Consider the following 18504-nt stretch of genomic DNA (forward strand, 5'->3'; position numbering starts at 1 on the left):
TGTTTAAAACACCGTTGTTACAACCAAGGGTTTAAACAAAAAAATCAACTCAAGTGATATCCAATATTTGCTTATTAGAGGTTAACCCCAAAGCTTTTCATCATTATGGATCTGGTAAAGGCTTTCTGCACGAGAGACTAATAGTTGAGCAAATTTAGCTTGGGTTGGCTCTTTAGTTGCACCACTCTTTTGTAAGTTTTCAGCTTTAAGCTGCCACATCATAGAAAAATGACGCAGTGCATCACGTGCCGTCGTAGCAACTTTAACATCAACATAGTCTGATGGCAGATCGCCAGACATGACCCAAAATGTTTGTTTCTTTGGCTGTTTTGACTCCATCTTCCAAACAGCAACATAAGGCGCAAGGTAACGGCTTTCATCGGCAATGACCTTGCTAGGAATGATCCCTTTTTCAGCCAAGAATTTATTCGCCTTTTGAAAATGTTCTCTGATCCACTCTTGCCTAAGCTCTTCTTGGCTTGCTGCATCTAGTTCTTGAGTTTGATCGACTGCTTGTTCCGTCATACTTGATCCCTATCTTATTATTTTTAAACTTCTTGACTGGATTTATCATCTAACCAGATCGAACAATAATCACACCAGCAACTTTACGTTAACGTAAAGTGGAAAGCTAAATTGCCACACCGATCACATTTATTCCGAATCTTTGCTTTATTGAGAGTATCCCTAAATGCTATCGTTCTGCAATAAATATAACAAGCCGCCAGATTAACTCTTTATTAGGTCTGGTGTTTAAATTCCACAGCGGAGAACAGTACGTGGCTGTATTCAATCATATCTCTTTTGACGAACATGAACAGATCGTATTTTGTCAGGACAAAGAAAGTGGCTTAAAAGCGATTATAGCTATTCATAATACCAATCTAGGACCCGCTGTTGGTGGTTGTAGAATGTGGAACTATGAGTCTGACGACGAAGCGCTCAATGATGTGCTCCGATTATCGCGCGGCATGACCTATAAAAATGCACTTGCAGGCCTAACGATGGGCGGCGGTAAGTCTGTGATCATCGCAGATCCTAAGCTGAAAGACCGTGAAGCACTCTTCCGCGCATTTGGTCGATGTATAGATCAATTAGGTGGTAAATATTACTCGGCTGAAGATGTGGGTGTTTCAACCACTGATATCATGATCGCTCATCAAGAAACTCCTTATATGGCTGGTCTTGAGGGTAAAAGTGGTGATCCCTCTCCTTTTACTGCCTTAGGGACTTATTTAGGAATAAAAGCTGCCGCTAAACACAGACTTGGTGTCGACAGTCTAAAAGGGCTTAAGATTTCGGTTCAGGGTGTTGGACATGTTGGTTATTACCTATGCCGACATCTGCATGAAGAAGGCGTCGAGCTAATCGTAACCGATATTCATCAAGCTTCGCTGGATAAAGTTGCCAATGAATTTGGTGCTATTGTTGTTGCTCCCCAAGATATCTATCATCAAGATGTCGATATCTACGCCCCTTGTGCTCTTGGCGCAACCGTTAACGATACAACTATTCCATTGCTTAAAGCCAGTATTGTTGCAGGTTGCGCTAATAATCAGTTAGCTGAAGACCGCCACGGTGAAAAACTTAAAGCGCTAGGGATCTTGTATGCGCCAGATTATGTGATCAATGCAGGCGGCATTATTAACGTCTCTTTTGAAAAAGACTACGATGCGACTTTATCGACGAAAAAAGTTGAAGAGATCTACCACACATTGATGAGTATTTTTACTCAGGCTGATGAGCAAGACCGTACTACAGCTTCTGTTGCAGATGAGATGGCCCGCACTATCATTGAGGCAGCTAAATAGCTGACGGTTATTACTAAGACCACTTCCATTTTAGAGAATAGTCAATGGGACGGAATTTATTTTCGTCCCATTTTTTGTATAAAAAAATAATTTCCTAATGCTGGCAAATAGATAGAATTTAGCCACAAAAATTTAATCTTTTCATACTGGAAAATGTCATATTTGTCTGCTTGACTTAGAGCCTCAAAGCTAGCCAAGGAAAGCAATATGATCACTTTCAAGTATGATTTTAATCAGGATGAAGTTGTGCTACAAGCCAGTAACTGGTGTGGGTTAGAGCAGGTCTTTGTCAATGGTGAACGCGTATCAAGAAAGCTCAACTTTGGCCAAAGAAGTGAACATAATGTTCACTTGAAAGATGGGAAACCCTGTCGGTTTCAATTACTTATTGATCCCACCTCTAAACAGGTGATATGTCGTATTTATAAAAGTAATAACCTGATCACTAGCATTAATCAAGGAAAAGAAAGCCTCAGCCAAAGCCGCAAGCTATTGCAGAACTTAGTGGTATTCACCACACTTTCTAGCTTGCTTTTACTCTTGCTAAACTAGGCCCTTTAACGACAACTTAATCACTAACGGCTAAACAAATCTGTATAGGTTAATCGCTAGCAAGCACTGAAAATCAGCCGATTAGCACAACATCATTTTATCATCTTGAATACAGATAAATTGATTAGTTTGATAATTGCCACTGCCTGCGGTGACAGTCGTTATCGAGAGTTTCTGTTTGTCATTGCCATTTTCAATCAAAAGCGATTTGAGTACAGTACCATCACGGGAAAAGGATATCGCTGTGACAAAGTCTCCTACCATTAAATCTCGATAAAGCCTTACTGTAATACTGCCTATCGATCTCGGCTCTAACGGTCCCTCAGCGACCACTAAGGTATAACCGGAAGCCAGTTTGAACTTCTCGAGGTAAATAGCAGAGGTTTGATTCGGGCTACTAGGTTTCTGGCCCCCACTATCCTTGGTTTTATCTATATTGATTGAGCAGGCAGTAAGGAGAACAGCAACGAGTAGAATGGAGATCGACTTAAACATATAAATTAACACTCTATTGAGGTAGAAAAGGACAATCTTAACGAATTAGATGGGAAATCGATTAATTTTGTTAAGTAAAACGACAAAAGATGCTTGTTCATCTATCGATAAGTTTGCGAGGAAATGTTCATTAACCCTTTCAGCTTCCCGCACCAAATCTTGCTCTAATGCCTTGCCTGTATCGGTTAAAAATATTTGAAATGCACGCCGATTATCAGCTTCTTGATGACGGTGAATAAACCCTTGTGACTGCAACTGATCAAGCAAGCGGGTCATGGTATAATGAGCCACGTCACAGCGTTTTGATAATTCAGTTTGGGAAACCCCTTCCTCTTGCCATAAAGCAAAAAGAACCGGCCATAATTTGATATCTAGTTGGTACCTTTTAAGCTTTTGATCCAATGCATTTTGCAGATCAACATTTAAATGAGATACCAAGTAACTAAGACTTTCATAATGTTTCAATTAGCACCTCCTACTTTTCAGTCCCTATTCTAATATTACCACTAAGCCGATAAGAAACTAGCGATACTCTAAATTAATTACTAACTGTATACATATTAATAACTTAGACTCAATTGTCTTGATTAGATTCGCCGCCAACAAGATATTCTTCTACGAATCGATAGTAGCAAGCTCTACCAAGCTTTGCCCGCAGTCCTCTAGGCAAGTCTATATAGACACCTTCTTCATCTAGGAGAAATGAAGAAAATCCAGTCAATTCAAATTGAGTTTCTAAGCTCGTGGTCACAGTAAATTGCTCAGAGGTTACTTGCTGATAATCAACAATCAATAGAGGAGTCGATGTTACCGATACTGTCAATTTTTCAACCGGTGTAATGAGAAAGTGTTCTTCATCAATGCAGTGAAGTATCGAGCTAAACAAACGCGCAAACTTAGTGGGTAAAGGTTCACTTTGATAAAACCATTGCCCTTGGTTATCTATCGTAAATAAACACGTTTCTACGCATAGCGGAGTATCAGGGCTAAGATGTTTCAATGCACTATCGATGCGCTCTGTCCGATCATTTTTAATATGACTACTGTCAGCACTCTCTGATGGTTTCTGTTCAGTTCTCTTGATCATTTGATTCCGTTATAGCCACAAAAAAAGCTAGGATACCCTAGCTTTTAATCTAATACTCAAGTCGATAAAAATCTACATAAATTACAACATACTCAACAGAGCCTGCACCGGATGTTTAGGCTTAAAGCCCCCGAAACGTTTTACCTGACTGCGACAAGAATACCCAGAAACCAATACTTGCTCATGGGGTAAGGTCTTCATAGCTTGCTCCCAAGACATATCATAAAGGGCTTTCGATCTTGGTTTATTCTCAAGTTCATGGCCGTAGGTTCCCGCCATGCCACAACAACCTAAACTGACCGTTGTTAATGTCGCACCGAAATGAGAAAAGATAGTCTTCCATTCATTGGCGGTATTGGGTTTGGCGGTTGACTCGGTACAGTGACTAAACCAAGTAAAGCTTTTATCAATTTGTAGATCTGAGACTGGCAGAGTCTTTATTGCTTCAAGCAACCACTCATTGGCCAATTTGACTTCAAACTCGCCTCGATTATCACCAAGAACCTGACGGTATTCATCACGGTAACAAAGGACCATCGCTGGATCCACGCCCACCATAGGCATATTAAGCGCATGTACCTTAGTTAAAAAATCTGCTGATGATTGTGCCGTTTTGGCAAATTTATCTAAGAAGCCTTTAATGTGAATTGGCTTACCATTCGGCTTATAGGGCAATAACACGGGCTTAAGACCCATCTTTTCTATCAATTTGATGAAATGATAAACCGTATCGGCTTCATAGAAGCTATTAAACGGGTCTTGTACCACTAACACATAGTTATTGCGTTCATCTTCTTTGATAGCCTCTAATGCCTCGAGATCATAGCCTCGACAAGCATGACCATCCAATTTCTGTTTTAAGGTGGGCACAGACAATGCGGGGGCATCTACATAACCAAGCGATTTCTTGATCACCCACTGACTCACACTGTTTTGAGCCACCGCATTGGTTAACCTTGGCGCAATAGCCATTAAGGGCAGTGACTCTTCAATTCCTGCCACTAAGTAATCTTTTGCCGGACGTAAATACCTCTGATAATAGATATTAAAAAACTGTGCCCTAAATTTTGGCACATCGACCTTTACCGGACATTGAGAAGCACAAGCCTTACAAGCCAAGCAGCCTTTTAACGATTCCATCACTTCATGGGAATAATCGTATTCACGACTCATCTTTAATGTATTCTGAGCACGCTGTAACAAACCCAATGGTTTCTGTTTTGCCAGCTCAACGACATCAACACCTTCATTTTCAAGTAACCTTAGCCACTCTCTCATCAAACCTGCTCGGCCCTTCGGTGATTGAACCCGGTCTCCCGTCGCCTTAAATGAGGGACACATAGGGGAATAATGACTGTAATTAAAACACAGCCCATTCCCATTACAGTTCATCACATCGGGAAACGCATCTCGGGTATTGACGGGAATTTGTCTATCGAAGCTACCTCGCTTCAGGCTATCGACATTGTAGCGCAAGGGCCCCTTTTCTCTTGGTGCCACCAGCTTGCCTGGATTGAGCTTGTTGTGCGGATCAAATAGCCCTTTAACGTCTTCGAGTAAACCAAAAAGGTGTTCGCCAAATACGGCTGGGCCATATTCGCCACGCACTCCTTTTCCATGCTCACCCCACATCAAACCGCCATATTTTATTGTTAAAGCAGCAACTTGATCTGAAACTTGCTTAAGCAATTTCTCATCATTGATATCACACATATCCAGCGCGGGTCTTACATGTAAGACCCCTGCATCCACATGACCGAACATGCCATATTGCAGTTCATGACTGTCAAGTAGTGCTCTGAACTCCATAATAAAGTCAGCGAGCTTCTCTGGAGGTACCGCTGTATCTTCTGCAAAAGCTATAGGTTTACGTCGACCTTTAGTTGCACCGAGTAAGCCCACCGCTTTCTTACGCATAGCATAAATCATATTAATACTAGGCTTATCACTGGTCAGTTGATAACCCAGTAAACCGAACTTTGATGACTTAAGTTGTTCATCCAGTGTTTTACACAGTGCTTCTATCCGCGCTTCTACATCATCCTTGTCTCCAGCGAACTCAACCATATTGAGCCCATCAATCTGACCGCCAGGCACATCCTTAATCAGCGCTGAAACTGAGTGCCAGATGATATCTTGCTGAGCAAGATTGAGTACTTTGGAGTCAACGGTTTCAACCACTGTCGCCTCAGCGTTAACCAAAGCAGGCGCATGACGCAGTGCAGACTCGAAGGAGTCATACTTAATATTCACCATCATGCGGACATTAGGCAGCGGGGTGATGTCCAGTTTTGCTTCAGTAATAACAGCTAGTGTGCCTTCTGAACCGGTTAAAATTCGTGATAAATTAAATTCTGTGAGCTCATCATTCCACACATTTTTAAGATCATAACCAGTTAGGAAACGATTAAGCTTTGGAAAACGCGTTTCGATTTGATCTCGATTATCACGACACATACTTGCCACAGCGGTGATTATTTGTTGGCCAAGTTTGTTATCTGTGACTGACTCGATATTTTTCAGCTCATCACGCTTAATTGCATAAGTATTCAGAATGCTGCCATCATAAAGCACACTGGATAAGCCGAGAACATGATCGGAAGTCTTACCGTAAACCAAAGAGCCTGCACCCGATGCGTCGGTATTGACCATCCCGCCCATCGTTGCACGATTTGATGTCGAGAGATCTGGACTGAAAAAGAAACCGTGTGGCCTTAAGGCGTCATTGAGCGCATCTTTAACCACGCCCGCTTGGACTCTTACCCAACCTTCCTCGGCATTAATCTCAATCACCTGATTAAGGTAACGCGACAAATCTAAAATGAGGCCATGAGTCAGAGATTGACCATTGGTGCCTGTCCCGCCTCCGCGTGCACTAAAAACAACGCTAGTGAACTCTTTACGGCAAGCAAGTTCGAGGGCTATAGCCACATCTTGTTGATTTTTGGGATAGATAACCGCTTGGGGAAGAAATTGATATACAGAATTATCCGTCGCTTGAGCTAAGCGTGCACTGTAACGTTTATCGATGTCACCGCTAAACGCACTTTGTTTAAGCACCGTTAAAAAGGCAAGGTATTCGGGCTCAAGCATCTGCTCATGGGATAGCTTAGGCAATTTAGCGATAGGTAACATAGATGTTTCTGTCTATTATATTTATGTAATTATGAATACCATTATATAAAATTTTTTCATAAAAAAAAGCCGCTATATAGCGGCTTTTAAGATTAGCTTATTCTATTTTAAGAATAATTAACCGTGTTCTTTACCTAGGTATAACCAAGTATCGATAACAGTATCAGGATTTAGTGATACCGTATCAATGCCCTGCTCAACTAACCAAGCTGCAAAATCTGCATGATCTGACGGTCCTTGACCACAAATTCCAACATAAGCACCTTTCGCTTTAGCCGCTTTAATGGCCATTGCAAGTAACGCCTTAACAGCTTCATTACGCTCATCGAATAGATGGCTAATGATGCCTGAATCACGATCTAGACCCAAAGTTAGCTGAGTTAAATCGTTAGAACCGATAGAGAAGCCATCGAAATGCTCAAGGAACTGATCAGCAAGTAGTGCATTAGATGGAAGCTCACACATCATGATGACGCGAAGACCATCTTTACCACGCTCGAGTCCCTCTTCTTTAAGTAGCTCGATAACTTGCTCGGCTTCACCTAAAGTACGTACGAATGGGATCATAATCTCAACGTTAGTCAGACCCATATCATTACGAACACGTTTAATCGCTTCACACTCAAGTGCAAAACAATCACGGAAAGATTCAGAGATATAACGACTTGCACCACGGAAGCCCAACATTGGGTTCTCTTCCTCAGGCTCATATCTGTCACCACCCACCAAGTTAGCGTATTCGTTCGACTTAAAGTCAGACATACGAATAATCACTTTCTTTGGATGAAAAGCTGATGCGATGGTCGCCATACCTTCAACAAGACGAGCAATATAGAATTCAACAGGTGATTCATAACCCGCGATCATCTCATGGATCTCTTGCTGAAGCTCAGCAGTTTGATCGTTGAATTCAAGCAAGGCTTTCGGGTGAATACCAATCATGCGGTTGATGATGAACTCAAGGCGAGCAAGACCAACACCTTCGTTAGGAAGACGCGCAAAATCAAATGCTCTATCTGGGTTACCGACATTCATCATGATCTTCATCGGTAATTCAGGCATAGAATCAACGCGTGAACGAATCACATCAAAATCTTGAATACCATCGTAGATGAAGCCTGTATCGCCTTCGGCACAAGAGACTGTGACTTCTTGTCCGTTTTTAATGCGCTCAGTCACGTCACCACAACCAACAACTGCAGGAACACCTAACTCACGAGCAATAATTGCTGCGTGACAAGTACGTCCACCACGGTTAGTCACAATCGCGCTTGCACGCTTCATGATGGGTTCCCAATCGGGATCCGTCATATCGGTAACGAGTACGTCGCCTTCTTTAATCTGGTCCATATCTTCGATAGAAGCCAAGACTTTGGCAACACCGCTACCAATTTTATGACCAATAGCACGACCTTCACAGATAACATCGCTTTTAGTCTTCAGATGGTAACGTTCAATCAATTGCACATCTTCACGAGAACGTACTGTCTCTGGGCGTGCTTGAACGATATAAAGCTTGCCATCATTACCATCTTTAGCCCATTCGATGTCCATTGGACGACCGTAGTGCTTTTCGATGATCATGGCTTGCTTAGCAAGCTCCATGACTTCTGCATCATTGATAGAGAACTCACGACGCAAATCTGTAGGTACATCTTCAATCTTAACTTGTTTACCATGTTCAAGATCGTCTGAGTAAACCATCTGAATCAGTTTGCTACCAATATTACGGCGAACAACCGCTTTATAGCCTGCAGTCAAACTTGGCTTATGCACATAAAACTCATCAGGATTTACAGCACCTTGAACAACCATTTCACCTAGACCGAATGAAGAAGTAATAAATACCACATCATTGTTACCAGATTCAGTGTCCATAGTGAACATAACACCAGACGCTGCCGTGTCAGAGCGAACCATACGCTGAACACCGGCAGATAATGCGACACCTTTATGATCGTAACCTTGGTGAACACGGTAAGAGATAGCGCGATCATTAAACAAAGACGCAAATACATGCTTCATCGCTACAAGAACTGCTTCATAACCTTTAACGTTAAGGAAGGTTTCTTGCTGACCGGCAAATGATGCATCGGGCATGTCTTCTGCTGTCGCTGAAGAGCGAACGGCAAAAGACGCATCCTTAGTTTCAGAAGAAAGCTTGTCGTAAGAATCTCTTACGGCCTGCTCAAATTCGGGGTGGAATGGGGTATCTATCACCCATTGTCTGATCTGTGCACCGGCTGTAGCGAGTGCGTTCACGTCATCTACATCTAAAACATCTAGAATGTCGTATATCTTCTGGTTCAGTCCGCTTTGTTCAAGAAACTCATTGAACGCGTAAGAGGTGGTGGCAAAACCGCCAGGCACTTGAACGCCTGCATTAGCTAAGTTGCTAATCATCTCTCCAAGAGAAGCATTCTTACCGCCTACCTTGTTGACGTCACCCATGCCTAATTCTTGATACCAGAGTACATATTGCTGCACAGTTCTATCTCCGCAAGTTTATTTCAGTGTGGCCCCTTCACAGGAGGGCAGCGGCATTTTACACTCCATCGCAGGAAGCGTAAATCTATAATTTTATTTGTAATTTTATTACTACAAGAGGTCAAAATGTTGCGTAAAGTATTTTATATTTCTGATGGGACAGCCATCACAGCAGAGGTGTTTGGCCATGCTGTTCTATCTCAATTTCCTGTTGAATTTGACGCACTTACAATTCCGTTCGTTGAAACAGAAGCAAAAGCACAAAAAATTAAAGCACAAATTGATGATTGTTTTATTACAACAGGTGAGCGCCCGCTAGTATTCCATTCTATCGTCAAACCTGAAATTAGAGACATTATCTATAGCAGCGAAGGTATAGATTATGATTTTTTGAACACTTTTGTAGCACCACTTGAAAAACAGCTCGGAATGAAAGCTTCTCCAGTGGTTCATCGAACTCATGGTAAGGCAAATGAAGGCTATGAAGCGCGTATCGATGCGATTAATTATACGATGGACAATGATGACGGTCAGACCTTAAAGAATATCGATCAGGCTGATTTGGTACTTCTTGGTGTGTCTCGATGTGGAAAAACCCCTAGCAGTCTCTACCTTTCGATGCAGTTTGGTATAAAAGCCGCCAACTACCCCTTCGTCGAAGATGATATGGATAATCTTAAATTACCAGATGCATTAAAACGTAATAAGAAAAAACTATTCGGTCTAACTATCGATCCGGTTCGCCTCCATGAGATACGCCAGAGCCGTATGGAGAACAGTCGCTACTCCTCTTTAAGACAATGCCGTATAGAAGTCAAAGAAGTAGAGATGATGTACAAACGTGAACGTATTCCCTTTGTGGACACCACTAATCACTCTGTTGAAGAGATCTCAACCAAAATACTCGATGTGACTGGATTAAAACGTCATATGTTCTAAGTTATTCAAAAAAACTGGTTAATTATTCACTTATTGTCAACCTATCTGCACAGCGTAATGAAATTAGCCACAATTTTCATGGTTTAGGCGCTGTGCATCTTTAAACTATTCGTTATAATCCGATGTAATCAGGCGAAATGCCCATACAAACGCTCGGTATAGTGAATGACCATTAAAACAGACGAACTACGCACCACTCTATTATGTAAGGCAATTTCTCCCGCTAAATTAGCTTCAGAGTTCCCCTTAACACAAGATGCTGCTAATTATCTTGTTCAACAAAGACGAGAAGTTGAAGCAATTCTCACTGGTGAAGACCAAAGGTTGTTGGTCATTATCGGTCCTTGCTCAATTCATGACACAACAGCTGCTATCGATTATGCCAAGCGCTTAGCTGATTTACATCAAGAGCTAAAAGATGATCTGTGTATCGTCATGCGCGTCTATTTCGAAAAACCTCGCACTACCGTAGGCTGGAAAGGCCTTATCTCAGATCCCGATCTAGATGGTAGCTTCAATGCCAATAAAGGCTTACGCCTAGCTCGCCAGCTATTACAGCAGATCACTGAGCTGAAGTTGCCTATCGCAACAGAGTTTCTAGATATGGTGAACGGTCAGTATATTGCCGATCTCATCACCTGGGGCGCTGTGGGTGCACGTACCACCGAAAGTCAAATCCATCGCGAGATGGCCTCGGCGTTATCATGCCCAGTCGGTTTTAAAAATGGTACTGATGGTAATATCAACATCGCCATCGATGCCGTTAGAGCAGCTAAAGAGCCACATATCTTCTATTCACCGGATAAAGATGGTGCCATGGCCGTTTACCGCACGAGCGGAAACCCTTATGGCCACATCATCCTTCGTGGCGGCAAACAGCCTAACTATCACGCTGAAGATGTTAACTCAGCGGCAGAACAGTTAAAAACCGTCGGTGTATCACATCGAATGGTGGTAGATTTTAGCCATGGTAATAGCCAGAAGAAACATGCACAGCAGCTTGTGGTTGCAGACAGCATTATAGAGCAGATGCGCCAAGGTTCTACTGCAATAGCCGGGATCATGGCTGAAAGTTTCATCGAAGAAGGTAATCAAAAAGTGATCCCTGGCGAGCCGCTTGTCTATGGCAAGAGTATTACCGATGCTTGTTTACATTGGGATGACTCAGAAAAGCTACTTCGGGATTTAGCTAAGGCATCTCGGATGAGAATAAATAAACTCACGTAATTAATATAAAAAGGGCTTCATAACTGAAGCCCTTTTTTCATCTCTCTTTACTCAGCTAATCGCTTATCCCTTCTTCTTTCACGTGCTTTTTTTCTCAAATATTGAATGCTACCTGTGATGGTGATAACCAATAATCCTAGGCTGGTTAGCAACAAGACAATGAGATAGAACGGGCCAATATAGTGTTGAACAATTCTTAGATTATGTAGCTCAAAAAGAAAATTCCACAGTGACATCCTTGCATACTCATTAACCTCAGCAGGCATTGCTGCTAGTCGATTATTTTCATCAAACAATTTTCCCTGATGATAGTCAAACACGATAAGCTCATCTAAAGTGCTATACGCTGCAACCGGCATTAGCCCTTCGCTTTGATCGCTTGGTGTTAACGATTGAAACTCATCACTCTTTGCCTGCCAGCGATACAAACCACTAAAAGATCCAACTAATAGATTATCTTCATCAATTTGCTGAAAAATTGAAGCCCCCATACCATGAATCGGTACTGAGGATTTGATTTGCTGAAAAAGGCTGCCCTCTACAACATCTCCACTAAATACACCGTCACCAGTCAGTAACACTAACTGCTCACCAACCATTGCAGCCTTGGTTATTTTATAGGGGATCTGGCTATTTCCATGCTGGGAATAGAAAGTGACAGGAGAGTTAGCTGAAACAATCAACAGCAAGCCTGGAGGACGCATGACAATTGCAGTAGCCGCACTAATGATCAACAGCGGCATAAATATTAGTCCCAAACTGTTATGGTGCTTTGCCAGAAACCTAAAGAGCTTCCCTCCACGAATTTTTTTTCTTCGAGACAGTAAATTTCGCTTAGTCGCTTTAGGGAACAACCAGTAATACAGGCCGCTCAAACAAAAGTAGATCAAGGCTAATGCCACTGTATCCATTAATAATCTGCCTGAAAGGCCAATAATTTCACCACTGTGAAGCGCAAAAGTAAATCGAAACAGCGGCACAGCTTGATTAGATTCACTCAGTGAAACATTGAGAATATTGCTCTTATCTCCCTCAACGGTATAAAGCTGATGGTTGGCGACCGCAATGACTCTATTTTGTGGTGCATTAATAATCGAGACTATTCTCTGTTCTCTTGTCTCTTTATAGTAGTGCCACTTTTGACTGTCGATTGAATACCGAAACAAACCGTCACGACTGCCAACATAGAGTTGCCTGCCACTTAAATGCAGACTATAGACAAAATTCTGCCAAGTATGTGTCGCCAAAGGATTAGCCAACCTGTGATACTGCCCTTGTAAAAAGTAGCCTAATCCACTCTTGCCACCGGCATAGATCCGACCACTATCATCTTCTGCAAGCGCTTGGATAGCACCTCGATTCCAGTTAGCATATTGATAATTGGCTGGTAAGCTGTTTATCGGAACTGAAAATGACTGAATGAGGCTGGGGTGATTGAGTCCTATGCCACTAACAGCAAAAATAAGTAACAGAGGGATAAAAATTAGGCTCAATAATTTATGAAGTGTACTGGGGAGTTTTGACATAAGACTTTCACTGATGAGTTGTCGAAATAGACTGGGTTATGCTAATGGGCATATGTTAACCAAATAGTCCAAAAAGCAGGGCATATGCCCCGCTACTTTTCGTAATTCCAATCTGTATTAAAACAGTATGGAAAACTTTGCTTGAATGCTACGACCAGTAGCAAGTAAGCTTTGTGATGCAGGCTGATATGCCTTATCCGCCAAGTTTGTTCCCTCAATACTCACCATCATCGACTCATCTTTTCCAAATCGATTCCCTATCGCTAAGTTGACAGTGCCCCAGCCAGCGTAATGTTCAACCTCACTCCCAGAGGAATCCTGCACATCTGCATCACTTGCAGCGCGCATATAGGCATCAAGCCAGTAGTAACCCAAGCTATCATTTTGTGAAGTAAACTTTATCCCTCCTCGCCCATAAAGTGCGGGTAAGCCTGTTTTATCGGTGGTGAAGTCAGCGGTAGTTTGCTCACGATGAGACCATGTGGCACTTAAATAAAGTCTAATATCATCAAAGTCGATAGATGTATCGAGCTCCAGGCCTTTACTGGTGGCTTTATCCGCATTGATATAGATATCATCCCGCTGTTGATTGATACAGGTTAACTGTGTCGTAGCGCAATTAACTGTCGTTAAATAATCATCGGCGTCGGTATAAAAAGCCGTCGCATCGATAATAATTCTGCCATCTTTGAAACGGTAACCCAGTTCATAGTTCACAGAGGTTTCAGCTTTAAGATCAGCATTGGGATTGATGTATGTACCCGCCGCCGTCGCTCCCATAGCCGTTTGTAACAAGGTTGGGTAGCCATAGCCTTGTGAGACTAAGGCGCGAATGTTTTGATCGTCACTCAGTGCATAGTTAGTCGCTACAGATCCGACGAGCTGATTATCAGTACTCTCTGTTGATGCCAGCCCACGAGTTGAAGCAACCAACTCTGACGCTAACCAGTATTGACGTGCCCCAACAGTCAGTAACCAATCATCAGTTATGCTCCACTCATCTTGCAGATATACCGCAGAGGTTGTTAATTGAGCATTTTCAATTTCTGTTTTGTCTGTGTTTGACACTTGTGGCGGCATTGGACCCGGCATGACCATGGTCATTTCCGTTTGATTATGCGTACTCTTATCTACTTCATCTTTTGCATATTGTAGGCCTGCGATCAGATAATGAGATTGTCCTAATGTGAAATCAAACTGGCCATTAACCCCTGAGGTTTCCAGTAACTCGTCAATTTGGGTATCGATGATCATATTAGCGCTCATCGGTGGTGGCATAGGGATAGCCATCTCCATATGCTGTACAAACTGTCTATCGATAGTTTGCTTATACGCATCAATATGTAGCTTATTCATTACACCTGATAGGTTGTCGACCTCATAGAAAAGAGAGTATTTTTCTCTATCACGCCTTGGCATATCAAGTTTGAAACTAGGCATACCCGTGGCGATTTCTGAATTCATATTGTATTGGTCGTAGTTAACACCTAAGGTATGATCGCCAAAATGGTAGGCTACATAAGCCATAATACTATTGTTAGCATAAGCCGTTTCGTCTAACTCCCCCTCTGGGGTTTCACGATTATCATGATCATTATCAGACCAAGACAACCGATAATCGACATCTCCCAAGGAGCCAAATGCAGATGCACTGTACTGCTGTCCTTGAGTGGCACTGTCATAACCCGCTGTCACACTTGCTTGAAATGGCGAATCGCCTCCCTTCTTGGTAATAAAGTTGACTACGCCACCCAGTGCTTTTTGTCCATATAGCACTGATCCCGTCCCTCTAATTACCTCAATCCTTTCAACCATGGCCGGATCGAGCAGCAGAGGGGCTCCATAGCTTGAGTGATCCGTTAGCTCTTGACCGTCTATAAGCACGGCCACTCTGCGAGAAGCTTCTCCACGTATTTTAATTCGCTTCATACCTGCTGTAGCTGCATCGGTGACCTCAACACCTGGCACATCTTTAAGCAGATCAGCCAAATTTGCGGCCGCGCTGGTTTCTATCTCCTCACTCGTTATCACTGAGGAAGATAACGGGCTCTCCATTAATCGGCGCTCTGTTCGCGTGGCTGTAACAGTGATGATTTCAAAATCAGGCGCTTGGTCTGCTGCAATAGATGCCTGATCATCGGCAAATACAGGTGAACATAATGCAACACTTACAGCGACAGCTGTAAGAGATAAAAGGTTCGGTTTAATCACAAGTGAATTCCTTAACAATAATGTTATAAACGGTAATGATTATCATTACCTGATTGTACAAAGGAAATTCAATAACAAACAAGACAAATAGTAATGATTATCATTTAGCTTGAGCAGGATCATACTTTTTACTATTAAGTGTAAAGATACTAGTCTCGATATTGACCTAGCACTGTTGCTAACAACTAGCCCGCTGTGAAATAAGTCATCACCAATATAAAACAAGTGTTTAATGGCGATTCATTTCAATGGCAAACTTGCTATAATCGCGACGAATTTACAAAGCATAACCTTAGGTTGCCGTATGCCATTAACTCAAACATCAGTCTCATTGACTGATGCGATGAACGCACGTATTGAGCTTTCTGAAGCACGTGTCATCAAAGCGATATTTCCTTCGATCACTAACCATCACAACACCTTGTTCGGTGGTGAAGCATTGGCCTGGATGGATGAAACTGCATTTATTGCCGCCACGCGCTTTTGTCGTAAACCACTTGTCACTGTGAGCTCAGATAGAATTGATTTTAAAAAATCGATCCCAGCTGGCTCGCTTGCAGAAATCATTGCTAAAGTGATCCACGTGGGCAATACATCTTTGAAAGTCGAAGTGAATATTTTTGTCGAGGACATGTATAAAGACCATAGAGAACATGCTATCAGAGGTGTGTTTACTTTTGTTGCCGTAGATGAAGCGCGACAGCCGACTAAAGTCTGGACAGAGTCACCCTCATAAATGTTTAATGTTTACTGAAAATTGACGCCATTGGTTATTGCAAACTCAGCCTATCATCAATGGTTTTTAAGCTCATGATTTACTTCCTCGCTCCACACACCTCCTCTTCTTTAGACCAAAGTCTAACAAATGCTTCTGAAACGGCGAATAAGGGCAGTTTCACGATAAACCAATAGGATCCACTGCGCTTTTTCTGTTACATTGATGTAATCTTCACGCGCAACGAAATCAAATATAAAGCCATGAAGCTAGAAAATTTAAACATTATAATCGCAGATGATCACCCACTTTTTCGCAACGCCCTACGCCAAGCATTAAGTATACCTTTTAGCGATACGCAGTGGTTCGAAGCAGACAGTGCCGATGCACTTCAAACTCAGCTCGAGAACCGAGATATTGAATACGACTTAGTATTGTTGGATCTACAGATGCCTGGATCACACGGTTATTCGACCTTGATCCATCTCAGGACTCATTTTCCCGACCTACCCGTTGTGGTTATCTCTGCCCATGAAGATAATATGACCATAAGTCGTGCCGTGCACTACGGCAGCTCCGGCTTTATTCCTAAATCTTCATCTATGGAAACCTTAGCGGCTGCACTGACTTCTGTACTGTATGGTGATGTTTGGCTACCTGAGCATGTAGAAATTCAAGAGATAGCAGACGATGCGACCGTTCTGGTGGCCAGTAAGTTATCGGATTTAACACCTCAACAGTACAAGGTGCTACAAATGTTCGCCGAAGGTTTACTCAATAAGCAAATTGCTTATGATTTAGGGGTATCTGAAGCCACAATTAAAGCCCACGCCACCGCTATTTTTAGGAAACTAGGCGTAAGAAATAGAACTCAAGCAGTAATATCACTTCAGCAACTTGAAATGGAAAAAGTGGAACTCTAATAAAACAGCCAGTTGAAAACTTCAACTGGCTGTTTTATCTTCTTAATTTTCAACCACGCAAAACTGATTACTATCTGATTTTATCATCTAAGACATCTATATATTCGTCAAACTCATTGAAGCGAATAATTACGATTGCCCCATTTAACTCGGCATTAATTGACTCTACTGGGTAACCGCGAACCTGAGCATCAATGACTTGCTCATGTTTTGTCATTGCTCTCAATTGACAATCATAAGCTATAGTTTGCTTTTTATTTATTATCTCATGAGACCAAGCTGCAACAGAAGGTGTGGCGGTATCAATATTTGTGAGTAAAAAGTCTAAATCAAAACTCACTATCTCATCTAATTCAACTTTTAACCAATCCAAAGTAGACTGCGTGGCAAATGTCACTTTCCCCTGACTATCTAATACAAAAATGATGTTATCAATGGAGCTTAATAGTAACTTATTAAAGCTCTCTTTCTTGTAGATTCTTGAGAATAATTTATTGATATTTTCAGCTAATTGGCCTAACTCATCCTCCCAACCAACATCCATTGGAACATATTTCCCTTCCATATCTTTAAGACGATCTAGATGAGCTGAAATGGTCAATATCGGTTTAACAATATGGTATCTAATGACCATAAGCAGGAAAATACAGACAAGAGTTGTTAACACTAGGCTAGGGATCAATGTAAAAATAGGCCCATCGAAGCGGCTCTGAATCTGCTCGAACTCCACCAGCATCATGACTTCAACCTGCCTACTTTTTTCACTATATAGATGAAAGCTAGCCTTAATCAACTCATGAGTTTGGCCTATGCTGTTCAGGGCAAAGTGAAGTTTATGGTCAATAGCATATGAATCGAATATATCTTCATTTGAAGCATCTATTTTCAACGCCGCCCCAACTCCGGTAATAGCACTAACCTTAGAGAGTACGTCTGGACCTAGCGTTAAGAATGTAAAATATACCCCATTTGACACTGATTTATCTTCGCCATTAGTGATCAACTGCATAGCAAAAAAAATGGGGGTATCACCAATAATCATAATCCCTCTTGATGCTCGATTATTTGAATTACCTCTTACCTTTTCAGCCTTAATCCATAGCTCTTTTTGTTGCTTAAGATTTAAATTTGAAAGCGCTAAAACATTTTCACCACTATTATCAAGTATCAACACACCATCTAACTCAGCGTGAGAAAGTGTAGCTGTATTTAACGTCGTACTTTGATATTCCTCATTGCGATCAGATACAAAGTTATACGTTTCACTCCAATGCGCATTATCGAGTGCAAAAGAGTCAATATAGGACAGCTCAAGCTCTAAAAGACCCACAAGTATGCTAGCGTACTTTTCAGCTTGTATCAGTTCTAGTCGTTTAAATTCACTCGACACCTCCCA

Annotated in this window: 15 protein-coding genes; 6 read left to right on the forward strand and 9 right to left on the reverse strand. The window is 41.9% G+C overall.

Going from position 1 to position 18504, the window contains the following annotated elements:
- Positions 1-81: 81 nt before the first annotated feature.
- Positions 82-525, reverse strand: coding sequence for a DUF4826 family protein (locus FM038_RS13865; RefSeq protein WP_142871079.1), 444 nt, complete (start codon positions 523-525; stop codon positions 82-84).
- 254 nt (positions 526-779) lie between these two features.
- Between FM038_RS13865 and FM038_RS13870 the strand changes: the two genes are divergently transcribed.
- Together FM038_RS13870 and FM038_RS13875 are read left to right on the forward strand one after the other, a co-directional pair.
- Complete coding sequence (locus FM038_RS13870; RefSeq protein WP_142871080.1) at positions 780-1811, forward strand: Leu/Phe/Val dehydrogenase; 1032 nt, start codon at positions 780-782, stop codon at positions 1809-1811.
- Positions 1812-2018: 207 nt separating this feature from the next.
- Positions 2019-2363 (forward strand): hypothetical protein, encoded by a 345-nt coding sequence (locus FM038_RS13875; RefSeq protein WP_142871081.1) that lies wholly within the window; start codon positions 2019-2021, stop codon positions 2361-2363.
- 81 nt (positions 2364-2444) lie between these two features.
- On the opposite strand, the gene FM038_RS13880 is transcribed toward FM038_RS13875, so the two are convergent.
- From FM038_RS13880 to ppsA, 5 genes are all read right to left on the reverse strand, one after another.
- Complete coding sequence (locus tag FM038_RS13880; RefSeq protein WP_142871082.1) at positions 2445-2858, reverse strand: PliI family lysozyme inhibitor of I-type lysozyme; 414 nt, start codon at positions 2856-2858, stop codon at positions 2445-2447.
- A 45-nt stretch (positions 2859-2903) separates the two neighbouring features.
- Positions 2904-3323, reverse strand: coding sequence for a MarR family winged helix-turn-helix transcriptional regulator (locus tag FM038_RS13885; protein WP_142871083.1), 420 nt, complete (start codon positions 3321-3323; stop codon positions 2904-2906).
- A 109-nt stretch (positions 3324-3432) separates the two neighbouring features.
- Positions 3433-3945, reverse strand: a complete 513-nt coding sequence (locus FM038_RS13890; protein ID WP_142871084.1) for a DUF1285 domain-containing protein — start codon at positions 3943-3945, stop codon at positions 3433-3435.
- Positions 3946-4026: 81 nt separating this feature from the next.
- Positions 4027-7080, reverse strand: a complete 3054-nt coding sequence (gene ydiJ / locus FM038_RS13895) for a D-2-hydroxyglutarate dehydrogenase YdiJ (protein WP_142871085.1) — start codon at positions 7078-7080, stop codon at positions 4027-4029.
- Positions 7081-7197: 117 nt separating this feature from the next.
- The gene (gene ppsA / locus FM038_RS13900; RefSeq protein WP_142871086.1) at positions 7198-9567 is read right to left on the reverse strand and encodes a phosphoenolpyruvate synthase; all 2370 of its coding nucleotides are present in this window, start codon (positions 9565-9567) and stop codon (positions 7198-7200) included.
- 126 nt (positions 9568-9693) lie between these two features.
- Here ppsA and ppsR point away from each other — a divergent pair, with 126 nt between their 5' ends.
- Both ppsR and FM038_RS13910 read left to right on the forward strand, forming a co-directional pair.
- A complete protein-coding gene (gene ppsR, locus FM038_RS13905) occupies positions 9694-10506 on the forward strand; it encodes a posphoenolpyruvate synthetase regulatory kinase/phosphorylase PpsR (RefSeq protein ID WP_142871087.1) in 813 nt (270 codons plus the stop codon).
- Positions 10507-10671: 165 nt separating this feature from the next.
- Positions 10672-11733 carry a 3-deoxy-7-phosphoheptulonate synthase gene (locus tag FM038_RS13910; RefSeq protein WP_142871088.1) on the forward strand — a complete coding sequence of 354 codons (1062 nt, stop codon included), beginning with the start codon at positions 10672-10674 and terminating at the stop codon, positions 11731-11733.
- Positions 11734-11780: 47 nt separating this feature from the next.
- Here the strand turns inward: FM038_RS13910 and FM038_RS13915 are convergent, their stop codons facing one another.
- Together FM038_RS13915 and FM038_RS13920 are read right to left on the reverse strand one after the other, a co-directional pair.
- Entirely contained in the window at positions 11781-13259 is a 1479-nt protein-coding gene (locus FM038_RS13915) for a PepSY domain-containing protein (RefSeq protein WP_142871089.1), read from the reverse strand.
- 117 nt (positions 13260-13376) lie between these two features.
- Positions 13377-15470, reverse strand: a complete 2094-nt coding sequence (locus FM038_RS13920; RefSeq protein ID WP_142871090.1) for a TonB-dependent receptor plug domain-containing protein — start codon at positions 15468-15470, stop codon at positions 13377-13379.
- A 304-nt stretch (positions 15471-15774) separates the two neighbouring features.
- On the opposite strand from FM038_RS13920, the gene FM038_RS13925 reads away from it, so the two are divergent.
- Together FM038_RS13925 and FM038_RS13930 are read left to right on the forward strand one after the other, a co-directional pair.
- On the forward strand, positions 15775-16206 hold the full coding sequence (locus FM038_RS13925) for an acyl-CoA thioesterase (RefSeq protein ID WP_142871091.1): 432 nt from the start codon (positions 15775-15777) through the stop codon (positions 16204-16206).
- Between the two features lie 242 nt (positions 16207-16448).
- Entirely contained in the window at positions 16449-17108 is a 660-nt protein-coding gene (locus tag FM038_RS13930) for a response regulator transcription factor (RefSeq protein WP_142871092.1), read from the forward strand.
- Positions 17109-17178: 70 nt separating this feature from the next.
- Here the strand turns inward: FM038_RS13930 and FM038_RS13935 are convergent, their stop codons facing one another.
- Entirely contained in the window at positions 17179-18498 is a 1320-nt protein-coding gene (locus FM038_RS13935; RefSeq protein WP_185965694.1) for a CHASE4 domain-containing protein, read from the reverse strand.
- Between the last annotated feature and the right edge of the window lie 6 nt (positions 18499-18504).

The organism is Shewanella eurypsychrophilus (assembly GCF_007004545.3).
In the GTDB taxonomy this organism is placed as follows: domain Bacteria; phylum Pseudomonadota; class Gammaproteobacteria; order Enterobacterales; family Shewanellaceae; genus Shewanella; species Shewanella eurypsychrophilus.

Coding starts and splice junctions, on each gene's coding strand:
- FM038_RS13880 (WP_142871082.1), bottom strand. CDS start 2,858: ATGTTTAAGTCGATCTCCATTCTACTCGTTGCTGTTCTCCTTACTGCC.
- FM038_RS13915 (WP_142871089.1), bottom strand. CDS start 13,259: ATGTCAAAACTCCCCAGTACACTTCATAAATTATTGAGCCTAATTTTT.
- FM038_RS13925 (WP_142871091.1), top strand. CDS start 15,775: ATGCCATTAACTCAAACATCAGTCTCATTGACTGATGCGATGAACGCA.
- FM038_RS13890 (WP_142871084.1), bottom strand. CDS start 3,945: ATGATCAAGAGAACTGAACAGAAACCATCAGAGAGTGCTGACAGTAGT.
- FM038_RS13910 (WP_142871088.1), top strand. CDS start 10,672: ATGACCATTAAAACAGACGAACTACGCACCACTCTATTATGTAAGGCA.
- ppsR (WP_142871087.1), top strand. CDS start 9,694: ATGTTGCGTAAAGTATTTTATATTTCTGATGGGACAGCCATCACAGCA.
- FM038_RS13865 (WP_142871079.1), bottom strand. CDS start 525: ATGACGGAACAAGCAGTCGATCAAACTCAAGAACTAGATGCAGCAAGC.
- FM038_RS13930 (WP_142871092.1), top strand. CDS start 16,449: ATGAAGCTAGAAAATTTAAACATTATAATCGCAGATGATCACCCACTT.
- FM038_RS13875 (WP_142871081.1), top strand. CDS start 2,019: ATGATCACTTTCAAGTATGATTTTAATCAGGATGAAGTTGTGCTACAA.
- ydiJ (WP_142871085.1), bottom strand. CDS start 7,080: ATGTTACCTATCGCTAAATTGCCTAAGCTATCCCATGAGCAGATGCTT.